We start from the raw sequence: 18,968 nt of genomic DNA, 5'->3' as shown, positions 1-18,968 counted from the left end.
CGAAACCCCGCAGGCCCGCCGCCGCTGCGCTATGTGAGGGCTACGCAGCGCCGGGCCTGCTCAGCAAAAGGGGGTCAATATTGGACGCCGATAAGGGGTCAAAGTTCAATGCCGATTGACAGTCGGCTTCAGTGTCGCCCTGCGCCGGTCAGGTGGCACTTCCGATTTCAGCCACTTCGCCACGCTACGGCGCTTGAATCCGGTTCGCCGTTCGATCTCGCTGCAAGACAGCCCCCTTTCGCGAAGCGCATGTATTGTTGTGAAGATCTCTTCGCGAGACTTCCGATGAGCGAGGCGTGACCGTTGTAGGTGTATGTCCATGCTGATGTTGTCCACATTGGACAGAAGCGCTCAGCTGGTCTCGCGACCATGCATGTTCATCTGTTCTTCAATGACTTGCCGCAAGTTCTGCACGAGATGGAAACGGTCTGCGACCTGCAAGGCCTGTGGCGCGCCTTGTCGGGCAGCCTTTGAATAAAGGCCGCAACGGTCCCGGCTGACGACTTCGATCTCAGGATGACGGCGCAGCCATTTCGCGCAAGTCTCCACGGTGCGATCCTCCAGAATATCGATAACGGTGCGCCGTTCGAGATCAACGATGATGGTTCCGTAAGTCTGTGATTTGCGCCAGCTCCAATCGTCTATGCCAATGACTCTTGGCGGTTGGTCGGGGTCCTTGGCAGCGATGCGCACGCCAAAGGATTTGAGGCAGCGCATCTTCGCCTCGATCCGGCTGCGGGCGTGATATCCTGTCCATCCATTGCCCGGCAGGCGCATCCGCAGAATGCTGCCGAGAGGGGCTTCCAGAAGGCCCGGCCGTAGTACCGGGTGGCCCGCAGTGTTTCGTTTCTTGCGATTGCGGCCGGGCAGTTTTCCTTCCACAACCGACCATTCTTGCGGATCGGGATGATCGGGACGGCGTCGCGCTCGAGGATCGCGGTATGACAGAGTCGTGTGTCGTAGGCACCATCGGCCGTCACGGTGCCGATGTCTTCGCCCTCGGGGATTTGCTCCAGCAGGTCCGGCAAGACCGGGCTGTCGCCGTCTCGGCTGGGTGTGAACTCCACTGCCCGGATGTCGGAGGTGGCGCTATCCATCGCCAGATGGACCTTGCGCCGCTCGCCATTGTCGCTCGGACCGATGGCGCGACAATGCTCGCCGTCGCCCCTGAACACCATGCTTGCGGGCCTGCCATTCCCCATCACCGAGGAACTTGATCCCGGTGCTGTCGATAAGCAGGTGGAGCGGCCCATCGGCGCGGTGATACGGGATCTGGACAGCCAAGTTCTTCTGACGACGGCACATCGTAGTATAGTCTGGCATGGGCCAGTCCAGCCCGGCCAGACGCAGCAGGCTGGTGACCATTCCGGCAGTCTGCCTGAGAGGCAGCTTGAAAAGGACCTTGATCGACAGACAGAACTGGATCGCCGCATCCGAGAACACCGCAGGGCGACCGGGGCTGCCGCCATGCGGCGCGAGCCAGGTCATATCCTTGTCCAGCCAGATCAACAGTGACCCGCGCTTGCGCAGAGAAGCAGTGTAGCTGGACCAGTTCGTGGTGCGGTAGCGGGCAGGTGATGGTTTGCTCATGCCGGTCGTCTAACCGCTTGGATTCACCGTGTGAATCCTTCACCGATAGAGTTCTGCAACAACGCCCGTCGGAGTCAGCGATGACACGGTGCTTCGGCAACCGGTGGTGCTTGACGAGGTGAGCGCTGGACATCGAAAATCCTTCTTTCAGGATCAAGCTAATCGGCAAACAACGCAACAGTCCCCGCCGGCAATAATATCCGGTCGCTCACACGCCCCACCACCTCAGCGTTTGCGCGAGATGCACGTCGATTGCCTTGACCACTCCGGGCAGATCGCGGGCCTCCATCGCGGCAATTATCTGGAGATGTTCCTCCATAGCCGACATGATCCGATCCTGCAGAAAGGGCCGGCTCTGCTGTATCACCGCGATCCGGTCGCGGTTTTCGGCATAGGCTTGGCGTAAGTAGCGGTTATCCAACCCGTCTGACAATGCGTTGTGCAAGCTGAGGTCAATTTCGATAGCGCGTCGGCCGGTGGCTGAAGGGGCTCCGGCACGCGCCTTTTCAAGCAGATCCCGATGAGTCTCGCGCAAGCTTTCGACCGGAAAATCCTTGCCTCCGACGATCATTCGCCGCGCGCCTTCCCGTTCCAGTGCGGCGCGCATGTCCATGCAGGTGCGCGCGGTTTCGGATCCCGAATCCATCACGGTGATCCCTCGTTTTGGCAGGATAGTAAGCAATCCGCGCGCCGCCGCCAACTTTGTTGCCTCGCGGATCGCAGCGATAGGATAGCCCAGTTGCCGCGACAGTTCCGGCATAGAAAAGAACCCGCTCGAGGCCAGTTGCCCACCACGGAGTGCTGTCAGCAATCCGTCAAACGCCTGATCCGCTAGTGGTTTTGATGTTGCATCCATCTGATCGCCTTTTTTCGTTTTAGCCAGAATATTTGCACATTATCAAAAAAACCTGAAGTCACTTGATTGATATTCTTCCCTATCACCCATCAATGATATCTTCTAACATTTTAAGTGCAAGGTTAATTTTTTGGGCACATCCTCGGGCGCTTCCCGAGCCATGATGTGCAACATCGGTAGGGAGGCCGAGATGGCAAGCATGACAGAAACCACAAAAAGGGAGGACGCAGTGGAGACCCGCGACGAGGGGTTCAAGATGCCCCATATCTATGTAATCCTGTTCGTTTTCACCGCGCTTTCAGCCTTGGCAACGCATTTCATTCCCGCAGGTGTGTTCGACCGGATCACCTTGCCCAACGGACGCAAGGCGATCGATCCCGAAAGCTACCGCGAGGTGGCGGCCACTCCGGTAGGGCTGGAAGACTTCATGATGGCGGTGCCGCGGGGTCTGGTGGATGCCTCCGTGGTGGTATTCTTCACCTTCATCATCGGCGGCATGTTCATGGTGATCCGCCGTACCGGTGTCATCGACGTTGCGGTGGACAAGCTGACCCGGCGCTTCGCCGCGCGGTCAGTAATGATCCTGCCGCTTCTGATGGTGACCTTCGCGGTGGTGGCGACATTAATCGGCACCCAGGAACTCGCGCTCGTCTACGTGCCAGTGATCCTGCCGCTGATGATCGCGCTCAGGTTCGACAGCATTACCGCCGTCGGCGTGGCGCTGTTAGCGACGACCGCGGGCTTCACCTCCGGCGTGCTTAATCCGATCAACACCGGGCTGGGACAGATGATTGCCGAAGTGCCGCTGTATTCAGGCGCTGGTCTGCGTGCTGCGCTGTTCGTGGCTCTGCTGGGTTCCGCGGTGATCTATATCACCCGCTACGCGCTGAAGGTCCGCGCCAACCCCGACGCCAGCCTTCTGGCCGGCACCGCCCGCGAGGAGGAGAAACGGAGTCTGTACCAGCATGGCGAGGTTGCCGAGGCGATGCATTTCACCCCGCGCCAGCGTTGGGCCGGGATCGCGGCACTGGCCTTCTTCGGCGTGATGGTCTGGGGTGTGCTGACCCGCGGCTGGTTCATGATGGAGATGGCAGGTCTTTTTGTCCTGATGGGCATTACCGTAGGCCTGATCGCCGGTCTGAGCACCGCCAAGATCTGCGATGCCTTCAACGAAGGTTTCCGCGACGTGCTGGTCGGCGCAATCATCGTGGGTATCGCTCGCGCCGTGGCGGTGATGCTGGAGCAAGGTCAGGTGATGGACACCCTCGTGAACGGTCTGGGTGGTCTGGTGGGTTCGTTCCCCGACACGCTGTCGGCCGCCGGCATGTTCATTTCGCAGCTGGGCTTCAACTTCATCATTCCGTCGGGTTCGGGTCAGGCTCTGGTGACGATGCCGATCATGGCGCCACTGTCGGACATCATAGGCGTGACCCGCCAGAACGCGGTGCTGGCCTACCAGTTGGGCGACGGGCTGTCGAACATCCTCTACCCGACCTCGGGCTACTTCATGGCGACGCTGGCGTTAGGTGGCGTGAGCTGGGACCGCTGGGTACGCTTCTTCGGCCCGCTCTTCGGTCTCTGGGTTCTGATCGCCCTTGGCTCCGTGATCTTCGCGCAACTCACCGGCTGGACAGGCTGATCTCGCCATACTCTCCTCAAGGGATGCGCGATGAGGGCCCCGCTTCACAGCGGTGCCCTTTATTCATCGAGGCAGGTTGTCGTGGGAGAAGTGAGCTAATGGGATGAACTGCCTTCCCACCAACGCGCTGCTACCGTGAGACTGGAGGCTTCCGACAAAAAATCGCGTTCCCGACCAACTGGCCGATCTTGGCGTACAGCTTCTCGACATCTTTCTCGGAAATCGTCGGCTCGGCCGATGCGGCACCGCCAAACGCCGATGCCATGTTCTCGATCACCGTTCTCTTCCACCCGCTGATCATTGTGGGATGGACGCCGTACTTCTTAGCCAGCTCGGCCGTCGTCAGCTCTTCACGGATGGCTTCAAGCGCTACCTTGGCCTTGAACTCCGCCGAATAGCGTTTCCGCTTCGTCATAGGGGTCGTTCCTTCGTCAGTCGCTACAGCTTAGCAACTGGTCCGAAATCCGGCGACCACCTCTATTATACACAGATGGCCCAAGCGTCCTGACGCAGGACAGTTGCAATCGCCAAGGTGATTTCGAGGATCCGGCTTTCAGCTTTTGGTTCTTGCCGAACCCGGATCGTATAGCGGCTTGAGCGAGGCTTCTGCAGTAACGCGGTTCCCGGCAATCTCGATCTCGAAATGTGACGACAGAAGGCGTGCAGCATCTTCGCCCTTGCATGGCACGTAGCCCAGGCCGACCGCACCGCCAAGCGTATGGCCATAGGCGCCCGACGTCAGATGGCCGACGATCTGTCCGTCGCGCAGGATCGGTTCGGCGTGGAAAAGCAAGGGCTCGGGATCGGTCAGGCGGAATTGCAGCATCCGGCAGGCAAGCCCTTCTTCCTTTCTGCGCAACACGGCGTCGCGTCCGATGAAATCCGGTTTCGAGGTCTTGACGGCAAAGCCCAGACCCGCTTCGAGAACATGGTCTTCTTCCGTGATGTCGTGGCCGAAATGTCGAAAGCCTTTCTCGATCCGGCAGGAATCCATGGCGTGCAGGCCGCAGAGCTTCAGGTCCAGCGCGCGCCCTGCGTCAAGCACCGTATCGAGAACATGGGCGCATTGATCCGAGGAGACATAGATCTCCCAACCCAGCTCGCCCACGTAGGACACGCGGTGCGCACGGGCGAGCCCGAGGCCGATCTCGATCTGGCGAGCGGTGCCGAACGGGTGTGCGTCGTTCGACCAGTCCTGCCACGGGGCTGCGGCCTGCATCAGGTCGCGTGCCCTGGGCCCCATGATGGCGAGCACACCTTCGGCGGCGGTCGTGTCGAGGATAGAGACGGCGAAATCGCCGCGATGGCGCGTCAGCCACGACATGTCGCGGACTACTGTGGCAGCCGGGGTGACAACGAGATAGCAGGTCTCCGACAACCGAGAGACGGTCACATCCGCCTCGATGCCAGCATGATCGTTCAGGAACTGCGTATAGACGATCTTGCCCACAGACACGGACATGTCGGCGCCGCAGACGTGGTTGAGGAACGCTTCGGCGTCGCGTCCATCGACAGTGATCTTGCCGAAGGAGGTCATATCGTAGAGCCCGACATTCTCGCGGATGGCACGGTGTTCCGCTGCTGAATTGTCAAACCAGTTTTGCCGCTGCCACGAATAACGGTATTCGCGCTCCTGGCCTTCCACAGCAAACCAGTTGGGGCGCTCCCAACCGGCGGTTTCGCCGAAAACGGCGCCGCGGGCGCGAAACTGATCATGGAAGGGCGCTCGTCGCACGCCCCGGGCGGTGGCTTTCTGGCGATAGGGGAAATGGTCGGCATAGAGAAGGCCGAGCGTTTCCTTGGCGCGCTCCACAAGATAGGTGCGGTTGCCCATGAAGGGCTGCATCCGGCGGATATCGACATCGGAGAGGTCGAACGGCGGATAACCCCGGTCCATCCAGTGAGCCAGAGCCATGCCGGCCCCGCCGGAGGACTGGATGCCGACCGAATTGAAGCCGGCGGCGACGAAATAACCGCGAACTTCGGGGGCCTCGCCAAGGTGATAGGCATCATCCGGCGTGAAGCTTTCGGGGCCGTTGAAAAACGTGTGGATGCCTGCACTTTCGAGTAGCGGCATGCGGTTTACCGCTTGTTCGAGGATCGGGGCGAAATGCTCGAAGTCCTCGGGCAGCTGATCGAAGCAGAAGTCATCGGGAATGCCGTCCATTCCCCAGGGTTTCGAGACCGGCTCGAAAGCGCCGAGCAAGATCTTGCCGGCGTCTTCCTTGTAATAGGCACATTCGTCCGGCACGCGCAGGGTCGGAAGCTGGGTCAGACCGGCGATGTTCTCAGTGACGATGTAGAAATGCTCGCAGGCCTGCAGAGGAACACACACTCCGTTGCGCCGGCCCAGCTCGGCGGCCCACATACCGGCGCAGTTAACCACGAAATCGGTCCCGATCGTGCCGCTTTCGCCTGTTTCATCCTTCTCCCAAGTGACACCCGATACGGCGCGCCGGCCGTTTCGCACGGTTTCATGAATAGCGGTCACCCGGACCTGTTCGCGTATCTGCGCCCCGCGCATTCGCGCGCCCTTCGCCAGTGCCAGCGCGATGTTGCCGGGATCGCCCTGGCCATCCTTCGGCAGGTGAACTGCCCCGGCAAAGCCATCGGGATTTATATGAGGGTAAAGCGACTGAAGATCGGCCAGTGCAAGCTCGTTCACCTCGACACCGAACGCCCGCGCCATCGAGGCCTGGCGATAGATTTCCTCGCGCCGCTCGTCGGTCAGAGCGACGGTGATAGAGCCGTTGCGGCGAAAGCCCGTGGCGACGCCGGTCTCTTCTTCCAACTCGCCGTAGAGCTCCTGCGAATACTTGCTGAGGCGGGTCATGTTGCGGGTTGCGCGCAACTGGGCAATCAGCCCCGCCGCGTGCCACGTCGTGCCGCTGGTGAGCTGCTTGCGCTCCAGTAGAACGACATCCTTCCAGCCCAGCTTGGCCAGGTGATAGGCTACAGAGCATCCGGCAATTCCGCCGCCGATGATGACGGCGCTGGCCTGGGTTGGGATGGGGTGTGTCATGGGTCTTCTCCTTCGCCGGCTCTTGGCGGACAAACTCGCGGTCTGGCTGGTAGGGGGGGTACGGGGCGGCGTCAGCCGGAGAGTGTGCCATGCACCAGCGCGGCGCCTGCCGCCAGAACTTCGGGATCATCGGCGCGATGGCAGGCGACGGCGTGGCCTCTGCCGGTATCTCGCAGAGGGGGATTTGACTGGCGGCAGCGGTCCTGCGCATGTGCGCAACGTCCGGCAAAGCGGCAGCCATTTGGCGGATTGATCGGGCTGGGAGGGTCGCCTTGCAGCCGTATCCGGGTGCTTTCGCCGCCGGTGTTTTCCGCCGTGGGCACGGCCGAGATCAGGGCATGGGTATAGGGATGGCGCGGCCGGGAAAACAGATCGCGGCGCGAACCTGTCTCGACGATCTGCCCGAGATACATCACGGCGATATGGTCGCAAAGGTGCTGCACCACGGCGAGATCGTGACTGATGAAAAGGTAAGACAGGCCGAGATCGCGTTTCAACCGCGCCAGCAAGTTCAGGATCTGCGCCTGAATTGCTACGTCGAGCGCTGAAACCGGCTCGTCGCACACAAGTAGCTTCGGGTGCGTCGCCAGCGCGCGCGCCACGCCGATCCGTTGTCGCTGCCCGCCGGAAAATTGATGCGGGAAAAGGTCTTTCTGGTCTGGTCGAAGTCCGACCAGCGCAAACAGCTCATCGACGCGCGCATCGCGTTCGGCGCGTGTGCCGACGCCCAGAAGATCCATTGGGCGACGTACGATGGCAGCCGCGCGCTCGCGCGGATTGAGCGAGGCATAGGGGTCCTGAAACACGACCTGAACATCACGCCGCGCAGCCTTCAGCTCGGCTCCCTTCAGGGCGGTGATGTCGCGCCCTTCCAGGCGGACGCTCCCGGCGGTGATGTCATTGAGCCGCGCGCAGGCAAGCGCCGCCGTGGTCTTGCCCGAGCCGCTTTCACCCACCAGCCCTAGCGCGACACCGGCCGGCAACGAAAAGGAAAGCCCGTCCACCGCGTGGACGACCTTTCCATGAGGCAGCGGAAAATGCACCTTCAGATCGGTAACTTCGAGAACGTTCGGGGCTGTCGTCATCGGGTATTCTCCTCGGTCGATGCGGCTTCAAGCCAGCATGAGACGGCACGGTCCTGCCCGAACGTCGAAAGCCGCGGGCTATCGCTGTGGCAGCGCTCCATGACGCTGGGACAGCGCGGCGCAAAGGCGCAGCCGGGCCGCCCCAGTTCCGCCGGCGCGGGAACCACGCCGGGGATCTCGAACAGAACCTCAGTGTCGTCAGGCGGCGGCATGATCAGGCGCGGGATGCATGACATCAGGCCGCGCGTATAGGGATGGCGCGGATCGCCGATGAAACGGTCAACGGGGCCTTCCTCGATCTTGCGCCCGGCATACATGACCATCACGCGGTCCGTCATCTGGGCAACCACGCCGATGTCGTGAGTGATCAGAATGATGGCGGCGTCGATCTTTTGCTGAAGCTCCGCGAAGAGATCGAAGATCTGTGCCTGAACGGTCACGTCCAGTGCCGTCGTCGGCTCGTCGGCGATCAGGATCTTCGGCTCACAGACCAGCGCGATGGCGATCATCACCCGCTGCCGCATCCCGCCCGAAAGCTGGTGTGGGTAGTCCGTCGCGCGTTGCGCAGGAGATGGGATGCCGACCAGCTCAAGCATCTCGACTGCGCGTTCCCAGGCCTTGTCCTGCGACAGACCGAAATGCGCGCGCGCCGTCTCGGCGATTTGCTCACCGATGGTATAGACCGGGTTGAGAGAGGTCATCGGCTCCTGGAACACCATCGAGATGTCATTGCCGCGGATCTGGTTCAGGCGCTTTTCGCTGGCGGTAACCAGGTCTTCGCCCTGAAACAGAATCTGTCCGCCGGATACGCGGCCCGGCGGGTTCGGAACCAGCCCCAGCAGCGCCAGCGCGGTGACGCTCTTGCCGCAACCGGACTCCCCGACGATGCCAAGTGTCTCGCCACGGTGCAGATCGAAGGAGAGATCACGGACCACGGGAATGTCACGCCCGCCGGTGCGAAACGAAATCTCGAGATCGCGGACGGAGAGAAGGGACTCGGTCATCAGCGCTGCCTCAGTTTCGGATTGAATGCGTCGTTGAGCCCGTCTCCCACGAGGCTGATCGCCAGCACTGTCAGGAAGATACAAAGGCCTGGAAAGGTGACGCCCCATGAGCTGTCGAGGATATAGGGACGATTGTCTCCGATCATGCGCCCCCAGCTCGTCGAGTTGGGGTCTGAAAGGCCGAGGAACGAAAGGCCGGCCTCGAAGAGGATCGCCGAACCGATCGAGAGCGCTGCGACAACGATCAGCGGTGGTGCAGCATTTGGCAGGATCACCTTCCAGATCAGCCGAGCATTGCTTGCGCCGATGGATCGCTCGGCCTTGACGAATTCTGTTTCGCGCAGGCGCAAGAACTCGGCCCGTGTCAGACGCGCCGTCGAGGTCCAGGAAACCGCGCCGATGGCAATGGCGATGTTTACCAGCGTCGGGCCGAACAGCATCACCACGACCATTGCGAAAAGCAGGTTGGGCAGCACCTGAAAGAACTCGGTCACGCGCATCAGCACATTGTCTATCCAGCCGCCGAAGAAGCCAGCAAGTGCGCCCACCGTCACCCCGATCAGCACGGTCAGAAGCGCCGCCGAGAGGCCGATGGTAATGGTCACGCGGCCACCGTTGATCAACCCGGCCAGCAGGTCCCGCCCGAGATAATCCGTGCCGAGGATGTATTCGGATTCGCCCGGGGGCGTCATCGGCATCCAGACCATCTCGCGCGGCGGCACAGTATAGACCAGCGGCCCGATGAGTGAAATGAGGACGATCACCGCCAGGATGCCGAGGCCAAGCACGGCCGCACGGTTCTGGAGGAACATTCGCCAGGCCTGAAGTCCCGGCGAAACAGCCCTGGGCGCGGACGAGGCGGATAGGAGAGTGGTATCGGTCATCTGGTTTTGATCCTCGGGTCGATACGACGATAGACAATGTCGGTCAGCAGATTCATCACCACCACCATGAGGGCAGAGAAGAACAGGATGCCAAGAAGCGTGGGCGTGTCGCGCCGCAGGATGGAATCGAAGGCGAGAGTGCCAAGGCCCGGCCAGGCGAAGACGGTTTCAACCAAGACCGCACCCGAGATCACCTGCCCGAATTGGAGTCCGGCAAAGGTCACCACCGGCAGCACGGCATTTCGCAGCGCGTGCTTGTAGATTACCTGCCGCCGTGAGAGGCCCTTGGCCCGCGCGGTGCGCACATAGTCAGACCCCAGCACCTCGAGCATCGAGGCGCGCGACAGGCGGCTGTAGAACGCGAGATAGATCAAGGCCAGTGTCAGGGCGGGCAGAACGAGGTGATGTGCAACGTCGAGCACATGCGCCAGCCCCGTCATCGCGCCGCCGGAGTCCGTCATGCCCGAGATCGGCAGCAGCGGGATGGAGACGGAAAGCAGCAGTATCAGCATGATCCCCACCCAGAACACCGGTGCGGAGAAGCCCGCGAGCGCGATCACCGTCACCAAGTGGCTGAGCACGGAGCGACGGTTCTGCGCGGAAAAGACACCCAGCATCGTGCCGATCACGATGGCACTGAACAACGCGGTGACGACAAGCAGGATGGTCGGGCCGATTCGTTCTGCGATCAGTAGTGTGACCGGCTGATCGTAGTAGAGGGAATGGCCCAGATCGCCTTGTAGCACGCGGCCGAGATAGGTTCCGATCTGGATGTAGAGGGGTTGATCCAGACCGAATTGCGTGCGCAGGTCGGCGATCATCTCGGGCGTGGCGCCCCCCATCTCGCCGACCAGCGCCTCTACCGGATCGCCCGGCGCAGCATGGATCATTGCGAAATTCAGCACCAGTACCGCCAGCAGCAAAAACGCCGCATTGAGCAGTTTTCTGAGGACTCCAGTCAGCACGTCAATTCCTTTCCGGGAAGGGGATCGGGGCCGGTTGCCATTCCGAGTTTTGGGGGTGGGCCAGGGCGATTGCGCGCCTGGCCCGCCGGTTCGCTTCTCAGTTGTCGAGATACACGTCAGAGAACGGTGCCAGCGCGCCGAAAGGCGATTCGGGCAGGCCCTTCACCTTGCCGTTGTAGACCGTGACCGAGAAATCCTGCGGCATGTAGATGAAAACGAGGTCTTCCTGCGCCTTCTTCTGGATGTCGGCGTAGATCTCCCTACGCTTGGAAAAGTCGGATTCCACCGCTGCCGCTGCCAGCATCTCGTCCATCTCCGGATCGCAGTACCCCTGGGTATTCGACCAGATCACGTTCTTGATATTGTCGCAGGCAAAGTGGCGATGCACGCCGATGGTGGGGTCAGGGTAGTTGAACGAACCGTTCATTGTGGCCTGGTAGTCCCAGCTCGAAATCCGCTTCACCCATGTGCCGAAGTCGGGCGCCTTGCGCAGCTCGACCTTGATGTTCAGCTTGGCCAGTTGCGCCTGGATATACTCGGCCATCGGCACATGTGCGGCGGGATTCCAGCTCGGCACATCGAGGGTGAAGGAAAACCGAGTGCCATCTGCGCCAACGGGATAGCCGGCATCATCGAGCATCGCAGCGGCCTTGTCCATGTCGGGGGCATAGCTCGGCACGTCGGCGGTATAGAACGGGTTGCCGGTGTGCAGCGGTCCGGTGCCCGGGACGGTGCGACCACCGAAGATCACCTTCGACAGGAAATCGGTATCGATCGCATGGGCCAATGCCTCGCGCAGGTTGCGGTCGCTGAAGGGTTTGTCGCGCAGGTTCAGTTCCAGATAGTGAATATATCCGATCGCGCCATAGCCTTCCGTCGTAACGGTCACACCATCGACCTTTTCCAGGCGACTCGCATCGTTCGGACGAATACCCGAAAAGGCCGCATAATCCAGCTCGCCCTTCTCCAGCATGAGAACGCGGGTAAGAGGATCCTTGACGACGGAATATGAAATCCGGTCAAGATGCGGTTTGCCAGGCAGGAAGTAATCTTCGTTCTTGACCAGGACGAGCCGCTCGGACGGGTTGTTTTCCAGCACCTTGAACGGGCCGGAGCCAACCACGTTCTCCATGTTGCGCGGATGGGTCTTCAGCGGCTGACCATCGTCATAGACATGCTTGGGCAGAATCGGCATCAGCAGCGGCTGAAGCGAGACGAGCAGGCCCGGAACCGGCTTGGAAAGATGTATGACCACAGTATTGGCCGCCGGTGCGTCGATGCTCTCGACACTGCCGAACATCGCCTGCCCGAAGGGGTGGTTCTCACGCACCGCTTCAAGTGAAAATTTCACATCCTCGCTGGTGATCGGCTGACCGTCGTGAAAGCGGGCGTTGTCCACCAGCTTGAAGGTCACAGTCAGGAAATCGTCGGAAACTTCCCAGTCTTCTGCGAGGTAGGGTTGAATTTCGTAGTCCATCCCGACAGTGACCAGCCCGGCAAAGATCTGCGACCCCGGCATACCCGTACCCGAGCCAGACTGAACTGCGGGGTTCAGAGTGCGGTAGTTGCCGTTGAATGTCGTCAGCGTGCCGCCGTCTTTGGGTTCGGCTTGCGCCTGCAAAGTGAAACTGAGGGCCGCGGCAAGCGCGATCGGAAAAGCGCGCTTCAGGGTCGTAGTCAGTCTTTCTGGCATAGTTTTGTCTCCCTATTGTCCGTCCTCTCGACGGGTCGGTGATGGGCGAGTGAAATTTTCGCCTCCTTCTTTCATTACGGTTGCGCCAAATGTGAAAAAATGCAATACATTTTTCAGCAAATTGAAAAATATGTGGAAAATCAACGATGCCAGTGAAACCCACAACCGCGACAGGGCGGACCCGCAAGAAGCTTCAGCAAAATCCTAGCGCTCCGGTCGGGCGACAGATTCGGGAGTTGCGCAGGTCGCGCGGGATAACACTTTCCGAGCTTGCAGATGACATTGGCCGGTCGGTCGGCCATCTCAGTGAGCTGGAGCGGGGGATCAGCCCCATCACATTGGACACGCTCGACAAAATCGCGGTTCGCCTGGATGTTTCGATCAGTTGGTTTTTCTCGGCAGGCACCCTCGAAGAGACACCGGAAAGCGGCATCGTCGTCCGCCGGGGTCGCCGCCGTGAGCTGAACCTCAGCCGCGCTGGCGTTCGCGAGGAGTTGCTATCCCCGCATCTGACCGGCGGGCTCGAAATGATTCTCACCACCTTCGCTCCCGGCGCGGAAACTGGCGTGGAAGGACGCCAGCGCAAGGGCGAGGAGGGCGGCTATCTCGTGTCGGGAGAACTGGAGCTACGCATAGACGGGCAGGAAATCCTTCTTCAGGCCGGCGACAGTTTCCAGCTCCCCGCCGAGGGCCGTCACTGGTGCCGCAACCCCGGAAAAGTCGAAACCCAGGTCGTCTGGGTATTCGGCAACGCGCATTTTTGAACCATCGTCAACAGGGAAACATGGACATGTCTGAAATCACTGTTTTCACGGCCCGCAAGATCATCACGATGAATGAGTCCCATCCAGAAGCCACCGCTGTCGCGGTGCGCGATGGTCGGATCGTCGAGGCGGGTACGCTCGAGACGCTTTCGCCCTGGCTCGAAAGTCATCCGCACCGAATCGACAGGCGATTCGAAAACCACGTGCTGATGCCTGGCTTCATCGATCCGCACCTGCATCCTACCTTGGGCGCAATCCTGCTGCCCTGCCATTTCATCACCGCGATGGATTGGGTGCTGCCTGACCGGACCTGTGCGCCGGTGACGAGCCATGAGGACTATCTCGCAAGGCTTTCCAATATCCTGGCGAATGAAGGCGCGGACGAAGAGATTGTCGTGACCTGGGGCTTCCACCGCATCTGGCATGGCAATGTCGACCGCCAGGCGCTCAACAAGGTGTCCGCCACCAAGCCGATCTTTGTGTGGCAGCGGTCGTTTCACGAGATCATCGCCAATGACGCGGCAATCGACTGGATGGGTGTGCACCGCAAAGATTTGGAGCGCCACCCGCAGATCGACCTTGCCTCGGGACGGTTCTTCGAAACCGGGTTGGCCGTTGCGGCCCAAGCAATGAACCGCTTCTTGCTGGCTCCTGAGCGCTACATGAAGGGGCTCGAACTCGTGAAACGGACGGTTCACCTGGGCGGGCACACGACCATCGGCGAGCTGGCCTATCCGTTGATGAACGACGAGCTGGAATGGGACGTGCTGAGCCGCGTGCTCGACAATGACGAAACGCCGTTCCGCATGAAGATCGTGCCCCGCGCGCTGCAACGTGGGAACTTCGAGGGTGACCCGCAGGAAGACGTGGACCGCATCCGCGCATTCGACAGCCGCAGCACAGAAAAGCTCTTTTTCGGCAACAACGTGAAACTCTTTACCGATGGCGGCTTTTTCGCCGAGCTCATGCAGATGCAGGAGCCGGGCTTCATCGACGGGCATCACGGCGAATGGCTGATGGCGCCCGAGGCGTTCGAGGCCCACGCCCGCGCCTTCTGGATGGAGGGCAAGCAGATCCACGTCCATTGCACCGGTGACATGGGCTTGGAGCTGGCGCTCGATGTTTTGCAGAAGCTTCAGGACGAGAAGCCGCGCTTCAATCACCGTTTCACCATCGAGCACTTCGGGGTTTCGAACCCCGAGCAGGTTCGGCGGATCAAGGATCTCGGCGCGATCGTTTCTGCCAATGTCTATTACGTGCACGAACTGGGTGAGGCTTACTGGAAAAAGTCCATCGGGCATGAGAGGGCTTCGACCATGGCACGCCTTGGGGCGGTGGAACGGGCGGGGATACCCTTTGCGCTGCACTCGGATTTCACCATGGCTCCTGCGATGCCACTCAATTCGGCATGGGTGGCAGTGAACCGGATCGCGGAATCGGGCGCGGTGATGGGAGACGAGGAACGCGTTTCGCTCGATGCGGCGATGCGGGCGATTACAATCGACGCGGCCTATATCATAGGGATGGAGGATGAGGTCGGCTCGATCCGGGCTGGCAAGAAGGCTGATTTCACAGTGCTGGGGCAGGATCCGTGGGAGACTCCTCCCGAAGAGCTGCGCAACATTCCAATCTGGGGAACGGTTTTCGAAGGCACGCCGTTCCCGCTCGAAAAATGAGCCGGCGCATCCCCGTCACCATCCTTTCCGGCTATCTTGGCTCGGGCAAGACAACGATCATCAATCGCGCTCTAGCCGGCGACCATGGTTTGCGGCTCGGAGTTCTGGTCAATGATTTCGGGCCGGTGAACATCGACGCCAGCCTGATTGCGGCAGAGGGTGACGATCTGGTCGAGCTTTCCAACGGTTGCGTCTGCTGCTCCATCGGCGACGACCTGGGCGAGGCGATGAGCGCGCTTGCAGCCCGGCCCAATCCACCGCAGCACCTACTGCTGGAAGCGTCCGGCGTGGCCGAGCCTGCGCGCATTGCAGCGTCGGCCGGCTATTGGCCAGGCTTCGAACTTGATGCGGTAGTCGTGGCTGCGGATGCTGAAACCATTGAAGCGCGAGTCAATGACAAATACGTCGCGCGCCTTGTCCGTAGTCAGCTCGCCGCAGCTGACTTGATCGTACTGACCAAGGACGATCTTGTTGGGCCCGAACGTACGACCGGGACGAAGGATTGGCTGCAAGGCCAGCATCCTGAAGCGCGGATCGTAGCGGCTGACAATGGTGATGTGCCAATCGAAATACTCCTTGGCGTGACCGGGCACGGCCGCTCGCCGACTGTGCCGGATTCGGCCCATCTTCATTTTGCAACCAGGGCTTGGTATCCTAGGGGGGGCGTGGATTCTGCGCGGCTTGCTACTGTGCTGGGAGCACTGCCGCCTTGGGTGCACCGCGTGAAAGGATATGTGCTAGATTCCCCCAGCGGCGCGGGGATTCTGGTCCAGTCTGTTGGGCTTCGCTATCAGCTTACGCCCGCGGATTTGCCTTTGACCCCTTGCCTTGTGCTGATCACTTGCGGGCTACGACATGAATTGGATCAGCTGTGTGAACAACTGGATGAGATAGTTGAGTTATGACGGGACGGCACCGTAAAGTTAATGCGGGTGCCCGGTTGAGATGCAACATGGGGGTATGACTGACGCACGCCTCTATCGCCGCCACCCATTCCCACCCGACCTGATTGCGTACGCCGTCTGGCTGTATTTCCGTTTTCCCCTGAGCCTGCGGATGGTCGAGGATCTTCTCGCGGAGCGTGGCATCATCGTGTCGCACCAGACGGTGCGGGCATGGGCGGAAAAATTTGGTGGCGTCTTCGCAAAAAAACGATCCGTCGCCGGTCGGCAGGCAAGCTCGGGGACAAATGGCATCTGGACGAGGTTGTCATCTCGATCCGGGGTCGCAGACATTGGCTTTGGCGAGCCGTCGATCAAGAAGGGTTCGTGCTGGATGTCCTGGTCCAAACGAAACGCGACCGTCGCGCCGCCCCGCGTCTGATGCGCAAGCTACTGATCCAACAAGGCCACCCACCGAGGGTTCTGATCACGGATAAGCTTCGTTCATACCCCGCGGCAAAACGCGAGATCATGCCGGGTGTAGAGCATCGCTCGCACAAGGGCTTGAACAACCGGGCAGAAAATTCACACCAACCGACACGACGGCGCGAGCGTATCATGAAACGCTTCAAATCGCCACGACAATCGCAGCGCTTCGTTTCCATCCATGACCCAATTGCCAATCTGTTTCACCTACCGCGCCACGAGATGACAACCGAAGACTTCCGCGAACTCCGCGCCGCAGCCTTGGATACCTGGCGCGAAATCACAAACCTCGGAGCCGCGTGAGTATCGCACACAGCCCCAATTGGCTCCTGATCAGTTAACTTTACAGGGTCCTTCAGAAAGTTTGCTCTGAAGCCAAAACACCACTATCCACTCCGAGAGCGGCAGCCAGCCTGCAGAGGGCGTCTTTGGACATGATCGGCTGGCCATTCTCGATGCTGTAAATCTGGGCGAGGTGGATGCCCGATCTCTGGCAGAGTTCCGTTTCACTAAGCCCCCTGTGTTCCCGGAAGACCCGGACCGGACTTTCCCCGCAAGCAAGACGGTCGGCGACAAGATCCGGGATGGTATCGGGTGTTTCGATCAAGCTGGCGGCAGGTTGAGACATGATTATCCTCCCCAGAATCATCTCGCAAGAATTCTACCATAGGTTGGTTCGGGCAGTGCAATCTGATTGTACGAAGATTAATTTACCATAAACTCCATTATCGGTTTCTTGACAAATTTGATCTAGCCATCTATCTAGCTTGGTACGTGGAGGCAGTTATGTGGACCTTGCAGGACGCCAAGAACAAGTTCAGCGCCGTTGTCGATGCGGCCCTCACCGGACAGCCCCAGGAGGTGTCCAGGCGCGGCAAACCGGCCGTCGTCATTCTGTCTGCCGAGGAGTATCATCGGCTGGTGGACGCCGCAGGTGCAGAACGTGGCAGCTTCGCAGATCATCTGCTGGCGTTTCCATCTGACAGTGTCGAGCGGATCAATGCAAAGCCACGCGACGTCGAATTCTGATGTACATCCTCGACACGAATGTCATCTCGGCGGCGCGGCGCCCCGAACGCCATGATAGGCTGGCTATCTGGCTTCATGCACAGCGAGAAGACGAGCTGTTTCTGAGCGTGATTACCATCGGCGAAATCTCCCGCGGCATACGCCAGCAGGAAAAGATCAATCCCGGTTTTGCCGCGGACCTCAAGGACTGGTTGAACCGGACCGAAACGCTGTTTCAAGATCGCGTACTGCCCTTCACGTCGCGGGATGCCCAGATCTGGGGAGTGCTGTCCGCCGACATCGGGCATGCCGGTGCGGACCTGATGATTGCCGCCTCCGCCCTGTCGCACCAGGCAACGGTCGTAACCCGCAATGTTTCAGACTTTGAACCGACCGGCGCCGATGTTCTGAATCCGTTTTGAGCCAACGGGCGATTTTTCCCAATGGTCTTCAGCGCTCCGGAAGCGAGTGGGCCTATTCCTCGGGTAGCGTGACGACGGCACCCTGACCATCTCTGGCCAGGCGAAGAGAAAGACAGTCGGGTTTGCATGCGCCTCGCAAGCGCGAGACGTCGGGCTCGAAGTCAGGTCAGGTTTGGGACGCAACACGGCTCTGATTAAAAAAATTGGGCGTAAGGTTTCCCCTACGCCCAGCACTTGGTTGAAACATTCGTGAACAGCTTCGCTCAATTGCGAAGAACTCTCTACCATCACCACTCACGTACTCGTTGCCAGGATCATCGTTACATGACCGAACAGTGCCGCAGCCTGTCCAAGGTCGCTGTGATCCTGCTCACACATGACGGCGGAAACATGGAATTTTCTGGAAATTGTCCGTATCCATTCTGGAAACGTTGCGGTTTCAGCGTCGTTCACATCGTCTGAACTTACAAAAGTAAACCCGGAGTTTGCTTCGGAAGGCGATCTCTGACTTCGGCAGGGCATCCAGTTCAGATTGGAATCAAGCGGCTTTTCGTCAGCCTCGGTGCACCAGAGAACCTGGTTGACCAAGGGATTATCATTCCCCAAGGCTGATTACTGTGCAGGTTTCAGCTTTCCGGCTCCTGGTTGGCCCGCAGGATGTCTTCGGCCAGGGCCGGATCGTCCACCGCCCGGGCAAGGATCACGGCGCCGACCAGACGGCTGAGGTTCCGGATTGCCGTCGTGTCTTCTTCCGGCTCCGTCGCCAATTTCTCCGACAACAGTGCCAGCGTGCGGCGAAGGCCATGTTCGAACGCCTTTCGGACCGCGTCCCGGTGGCAGGGGCCTCGGTGGCCAGCATAGGCGCACCCTTTACCACGATGCGACAGATGCGGTGCCGATAGGTAGAAATCCGCAATGGCCCGGTAAGGATTGCCATCGGCCATCTCCTGAACGGTCCGCCAGACCGCCTCGTTCTCGTTCAATCCGAACACC

16 protein-coding genes and 4 pseudogenes are annotated in these 18,968 nt (G+C 60.2%); 7 read left to right on the top strand and 13 right to left on the bottom strand.

The features are described from left to right. Nucleotides 1–120: 120 nt before the first annotated feature. The 3 genes and pseudogenes from QO034_RS20380 to QO034_RS20370 all read right to left on the bottom strand — a co-directional run. Nucleotides 121–657 (bottom strand): annotated as a pseudogene (locus QO034_RS20380) (ISL3 family transposase); the annotation flags it as partial. Continuing rightward, nucleotides 643–1,590 (bottom strand): annotated as a pseudogene (locus QO034_RS20375) (IS5 family transposase); the annotation flags it as partial. The pseudogenes QO034_RS20375 and QO034_RS20380, both read right to left, overlap by 15 nt. Nucleotides 1,591–1,798: 208 nt before the next feature. Then, a complete protein-coding gene (locus QO034_RS20370) occupies nt 1,799–2,446 on the bottom strand; it encodes a GntR family transcriptional regulator (RefSeq protein ID WP_284487367.1) in 648 nt (215 codons plus the stop codon). 229 nt (nt 2,447–2,675) lie between these two features. Between QO034_RS20370 and QO034_RS20365 the strand changes: the two genes are divergently transcribed. Beyond that, nucleotides 2,676–4,085, top strand: a complete 1,410-nt coding sequence (locus QO034_RS20365) for a YfcC family protein (RefSeq protein ID WP_284487366.1) — start codon at nt 2,676–2,678, stop codon at nt 4,083–4,085. A 172-nt stretch (nt 4,086–4,257) separates the two neighbouring features. Here QO034_RS20365 and QO034_RS20360 read toward each other — a convergent pair. From QO034_RS20360 to QO034_RS20330, 7 genes and pseudogenes are all read right to left on the bottom strand, one after another. Beyond that, nucleotides 4,258–4,500, bottom strand: a pseudogene (locus QO034_RS20360) (transposase); the annotation flags it as partial. A gap of 138 nt (nt 4,501–4,638) precedes the next feature. Further along, a complete protein-coding gene (locus tag QO034_RS20355; RefSeq protein WP_284487365.1) occupies nt 4,639–7,107 on the bottom strand; it encodes a GcvT family protein in 2,469 nt (822 codons plus the stop codon). 71 nt (nt 7,108–7,178) lie between these two features. Beyond that, nucleotides 7,179–8,192: an ABC transporter ATP-binding protein gene (locus QO034_RS20350; protein ID WP_284487364.1), complete on the bottom strand. Its 1,014-nt coding sequence runs from the start codon at nt 8,190–8,192 to the stop codon at nt 7,179–7,181. Next, on the bottom strand, nt 8,189–9,196 hold the full coding sequence (locus QO034_RS20345; RefSeq protein WP_284487363.1) for an ABC transporter ATP-binding protein: 1,008 nt from the start codon (nt 9,194–9,196) through the stop codon (nt 8,189–8,191). Before QO034_RS20345 ends, QO034_RS20350 begins: the two co-directional genes overlap by 4 nt. Next, nucleotides 9,196–10,080, bottom strand: a complete 885-nt coding sequence (locus QO034_RS20340; protein ID WP_284487362.1) for an ABC transporter permease — start codon at nt 10,078–10,080, stop codon at nt 9,196–9,198. Before QO034_RS20340 ends, QO034_RS20345 begins: the two co-directional genes overlap by 1 nt. Then, complete coding sequence (locus QO034_RS20335; RefSeq protein ID WP_284487361.1) at nt 10,077–11,045, bottom strand: ABC transporter permease; 969 nt, start codon at nt 11,043–11,045, stop codon at nt 10,077–10,079. Before QO034_RS20335 ends, QO034_RS20340 begins: the two co-directional genes overlap by 4 nt. A gap of 97 nt (nt 11,046–11,142) precedes the next feature. After that, nucleotides 11,143–12,738, bottom strand: a complete 1,596-nt coding sequence (locus QO034_RS20330; RefSeq protein WP_284487360.1) for an ABC transporter substrate-binding protein — start codon at nt 12,736–12,738, stop codon at nt 11,143–11,145. Nucleotides 12,739–12,884: 146 nt separating this feature from the next. Between QO034_RS20330 and QO034_RS20325 the strand changes: the two genes are divergently transcribed. From QO034_RS20325 to QO034_RS20310, 4 genes and pseudogenes are all read left to right on the top strand, one after another. Continuing rightward, the gene (locus QO034_RS20325; RefSeq protein WP_284487359.1) at nt 12,885–13,502 is read left to right on the top strand and encodes a helix-turn-helix domain-containing protein; all 618 of its coding nucleotides are present in this window, start codon (nt 12,885–12,887) and stop codon (nt 13,500–13,502) included. A gap of 26 nt (nt 13,503–13,528) precedes the next feature. Next, a complete protein-coding gene (locus QO034_RS20320) occupies nt 13,529–15,178 on the top strand; it encodes an amidohydrolase (protein WP_284487358.1) in 1,650 nt (549 codons plus the stop codon). Beyond that, entirely contained in the window at nt 15,175–16,083 is a 909-nt protein-coding gene (locus tag QO034_RS20315) for a CobW family GTP-binding protein (RefSeq protein WP_284487357.1), read from the top strand. Before QO034_RS20320 ends, QO034_RS20315 begins: the two co-directional genes overlap by 4 nt. Nucleotides 16,084–16,138: 55 nt before the next feature. Further along, nucleotides 16,139–16,848 (top strand): annotated as a pseudogene (locus tag QO034_RS20310) (IS6 family transposase). A gap of 52 nt (nt 16,849–16,900) precedes the next feature. On the opposite strand, the gene QO034_RS20305 reads toward QO034_RS20310, so the two are convergent. Further along, complete coding sequence (locus QO034_RS20305) at nt 16,901–17,173, bottom strand: helix-turn-helix domain-containing protein (protein ID WP_284487356.1); 273 nt, start codon at nt 17,171–17,173, stop codon at nt 16,901–16,903. 158 nt (nt 17,174–17,331) lie between these two features. Here QO034_RS20305 and QO034_RS20300 point away from each other — a divergent pair, with 158 nt between their 5' ends. Both QO034_RS20300 and QO034_RS20295 read left to right on the top strand, forming a co-directional pair. Continuing rightward, on the top strand, nt 17,332–17,574 hold the full coding sequence (locus tag QO034_RS20300; RefSeq protein ID WP_284487355.1) for a type II toxin-antitoxin system Phd/YefM family antitoxin: 243 nt from the start codon (nt 17,332–17,334) through the stop codon (nt 17,572–17,574). Then, complete coding sequence (locus QO034_RS20295) at nt 17,574–17,975, top strand: type II toxin-antitoxin system VapC family toxin (RefSeq protein WP_284487354.1); 402 nt, start codon at nt 17,574–17,576, stop codon at nt 17,973–17,975. Before QO034_RS20300 ends, QO034_RS20295 begins: the two co-directional genes overlap by 1 nt. Nucleotides 17,976–18,269: 294 nt before the next feature. Here QO034_RS20295 and QO034_RS20290 read toward each other — a convergent pair whose 3' ends face one another. Next, on the bottom strand, nt 18,270–18,563 hold the full coding sequence (locus QO034_RS20290) for a hypothetical protein (protein WP_284487353.1): 294 nt from the start codon (nt 18,561–18,563) through the stop codon (nt 18,270–18,272). A gap of 38 nt (nt 18,564–18,601) precedes the next feature. Further along, entirely contained in the window at nt 18,602–18,967 is a 366-nt protein-coding gene (locus tag QO034_RS20285; RefSeq protein WP_284487352.1) for a hypothetical protein, read from the bottom strand. Between the last annotated feature and the right edge of the window lies 1 nt (nt 18,968).

Origin of the sequence: Sedimentitalea xiamensis (assembly GCF_030164465.1) — a bacterium.
Lineage (GTDB): Bacteria > Pseudomonadota > Alphaproteobacteria > Rhodobacterales > Rhodobacteraceae > Sedimentitalea > Sedimentitalea xiamensis.
Note: the sequence above shows the minus strand (reverse complement) of the source record. Positions and strands in the feature narration are given on the sequence as shown.

What these genes read in the sequence shown, in the direction of transcription:
- QO034_RS20315 (WP_284487357.1), top strand. Translation starts at nt 15,175, where the DNA reads ATGAGCCGGCGCATCCCCGTCACCATCCTTTCCGGCTATCTTGGCTCG.
- QO034_RS20330 (WP_284487360.1), bottom strand. Translation starts at nt 12,738, where the DNA reads ATGCCAGAAAGACTGACTACGACCCTGAAGCGCGCTTTTCCGATCGCG.
- QO034_RS20320 (WP_284487358.1), top strand. Translation starts at nt 13,529, where the DNA reads ATGTCTGAAATCACTGTTTTCACGGCCCGCAAGATCATCACGATGAAT.
- QO034_RS20340 (WP_284487362.1), bottom strand. Translation starts at nt 10,080, where the DNA reads ATGACCGATACCACTCTCCTATCCGCCTCGTCCGCGCCCAGGGCTGTT.
- QO034_RS20370 (WP_284487367.1), bottom strand. Translation starts at nt 2,446, where the DNA reads ATGGATGCAACATCAAAACCACTAGCGGATCAGGCGTTTGACGGATTG.
- QO034_RS20300 (WP_284487355.1), top strand. Translation starts at nt 17,332, where the DNA reads ATGTGGACCTTGCAGGACGCCAAGAACAAGTTCAGCGCCGTTGTCGAT.
- QO034_RS20345 (WP_284487363.1), bottom strand. Translation starts at nt 9,196, where the DNA reads ATGACCGAGTCCCTTCTCTCCGTCCGCGATCTCGAGATTTCGTTTCGC.
- QO034_RS20355 (WP_284487365.1), bottom strand. Translation starts at nt 7,107, where the DNA reads ATGACACACCCCATCCCAACCCAGGCCAGCGCCGTCATCATCGGCGGC.
- QO034_RS20305 (WP_284487356.1), bottom strand. Translation starts at nt 17,173, where the DNA reads ATGTCTCAACCTGCCGCCAGCTTGATCGAAACACCCGATACCATCCCG.
- QO034_RS20295 (WP_284487354.1), top strand. Translation starts at nt 17,574, where the DNA reads ATGTACATCCTCGACACGAATGTCATCTCGGCGGCGCGGCGCCCCGAA.
- QO034_RS20350 (WP_284487364.1), bottom strand. Translation starts at nt 8,192, where the DNA reads ATGACGACAGCCCCGAACGTTCTCGAAGTTACCGATCTGAAGGTGCAT.
- QO034_RS20325 (WP_284487359.1), top strand. Translation starts at nt 12,885, where the DNA reads ATGCCAGTGAAACCCACAACCGCGACAGGGCGGACCCGCAAGAAGCTT.